This window comes from Pontibacillus salipaludis, assembly GCF_014642405.1.
GTDB classification, from domain to species: domain Bacteria; phylum Bacillota; class Bacilli; order Bacillales; family BH030062; genus Pontibacillus; species Pontibacillus salipaludis.
In genome coordinates, this window is record NZ_BMIN01000035.1 from 1 (window position 1) to 2585 (window position 2585).

Sequence of the window (2585 nt, forward strand, 5' to 3'; positions counted from 1 at the left end):
TAAGCCCTCGATTTATTAGTATCGGTCAGCTGCACGTGTCACCACGCTTCCACCTCCGACCTATCAACCTTGTCGTCTACAAGGAATCTTACTCACTCGAAGTGATGGGAAATCTCATCTTGAAGTGGGCTTCATGCTTAGATGCTTTCAGCACTTATCCCTTCCGCACGTAGCTACCCAGCTGTGCTCCTGGCGGAACAACTGGTGCACCAGCGGTGCGTCCATCCCGGTCCTCTCGTACTAAGGACAGCTCTCCTCAAATTTCCAACGCCCACGACGGATAGGGACCGAACTGTCTCACGACGTTCTGAACCCAGCTCGCGTACCGCTTTAATGGGCGAACAGCCCAACCCTTGGGACCGACTACAGCCCCAGGATGCGATGAGCCGACATCGAGGTGCCAAACCTCCCCGTCGATGTGGACTCTTGGGGGAGATAAGCCTGTTATCCCCGGGGTAGCTTTTATCCGTTGAGCGACGGCCCTTCCATGCGGTACCGCCGGATCACTAAGCCCGACTTTCGTCCCTGCTCGACTTGTAGGTCTCGCAGTCAAGCTCCCTTGTGCCTTTGCACTCTGCGAATGATTTCCAACCATTCTGAGGGAACCTTTGGGCGCCTCCGTTACTTTTTGGGAGGCGACCGCCCCAGTCAAACTGCCCACCTGACACTGTCTCCGGACCGGATCACGGTCCTGGGTTAGAATGTCAATACAGCCAGGGTGGTATCCCACGGATGCCTCCACCGAAGCTAGCGCTCCGGTATCGACGGCTCCCACCTATCCTGTACAAGCTGTACCAACATTCAATATCAGGCTACAGTAAAGCTCCACGGGGTCTTTCCGTCCTGTCGCGGGTAATGCGCATCTTCACGCATAGTATAATTTCACCGGGTCTCTTGTTGAGACAGTGCCCAATTCGTTGCACCTTTCGTGCGGGTCGGAACTTACCCGACAAGGAATTTCGCTACCTTAGGACCGTTATAGTTACGGCCGCCGTTTACTGGGGCTTCGGTTCAAAGCTTCGCATAAGCTAACTCATCCCCTTAACCTTCCAGCACCGGGCAGGTGTCAGCCCCTATACTTCACCTTTCGGTTTCGCAGAGACCTGTGTTTTTGCTAAACAGTCGATTGGGCCTTTTCACTGCGGCTCCTCCTATGAAGGAGCACCCCTTCTCCCGAAGTTACGGGGTCATTTTGCCGAGTTCCTTAACAAGAGTTCTCCCGATCACCTTAGGATACTCTCCTCGTCTACCTGTGTCGGTTTGCGGTACGGGCACCTCTTTCCTCATTAGAGGCTTTTCTTGGCAGTGTGAAATCAGGAACTTCGGTACTATAGTTCCCTCCCCATCACAGCTTGTGATTGATGCACGGATTTGCCTATGCATCTCACTCACTGCTTGGCCGCTCACATCCAGTGGAGCGGATTCCCTATCCTACTGCGTCCCCCCGTCATTCAAACGGAAAGGAGGTGGTACAGGAATATCAACCTGTTATCCATCGCCTACGCCTTTCGGCCTCGGCTTAGGTCCCGACTAACCCTGAGCGGACGAGCCTTCCTCAGGAAACCTTAGACTTACGGTGGAAGAGATTCTCACTCTTCTTTCGCTACTCATACCGGCATTCTCACTTCTAAGCGCTCCACCAGTCCTTACGGTCTGACTTCACAGCACTTAGAACGCTCTCCTACCATTGTTCGTAAGAACAATCCACAGCTTCGGTGTTATGTTTAGCCCCGGTACATTTTCGGCGCAGAGTCACTCGACCAGTGAGCTATTACGCACTCTTTAAATGATGGCTGCTTCTAAGCCAACATCCTGGTTGTCTGAGCAACTCCACATCCTTTTCCACTTAACATAAACTTAGGGACCTTAGCTGGTGGTCTGGGCTGTTCCCCTCTCGACTACGGACCTTATCACTCGCAGTCTGACTCCCAAGGATGAGTCGTTGGCATTCGGAGTTTGACTGAATTCGGTAACCCGATGAGGGCCCCTAGTCCAATCAGTGCTCTACCTCCAAGACTCTTACCTTGAGGCTAGCCCTAAAGCTATTTCGGAGAGAACCAGCTATCTCCGTGTTCGATTGGCATTTCACCGCTACCCACACCTCATCCCCGCACTTTTCAACGTGCGTGGGTTCGGGCCTCCAGCCAGTGTTACCTGGCCTTCACCCTGGACATGGGTAGATCACACGGTTTCGGGTCTACGACCACATACTATTTCGCCCTATTCAGACTCGCTTTCGCTGCGGCTCCGATTTTTCATCTTAACCTTGCATGGGATCGTAACTCGCCGGTCCATTCTACAAAAGGTACGCTGTCACCCATTAACGGGCTCCAACTACTTGTAGGCACACGGTTTCAGGTTCTATTTCACTCCCCTCCCGGGGTGCTTTTCACCTTTCCCTCACGGTACTGGTTCACTATCGGTCACTAGGGAGTATTTAGCCTTGGGAGATGGTCCTCCCGGATTCCGACGGAATTCCTCGTGTTCCGCCGTACTCAGGATCCACTCCGGAGGAAACAAGATTTTGACTACAGGGCCGTTACCTTCTTCGGCTGACCTTTCCAGATCATTCATCTATCTTGTCT

At 52.9% G+C, this 2585-nt stretch carries 1 rRNA gene (running past one end of the window); it reads right to left on the reverse strand.

Features of this window, described 5'->3' with window-relative positions:
• Nucleotides 1-2585: ribosomal RNA gene (locus IEW76_RS20650) — 23S ribosomal RNA — on the reverse strand; its annotated part runs 362 nt beyond the window's last position; the annotation flags it as partial.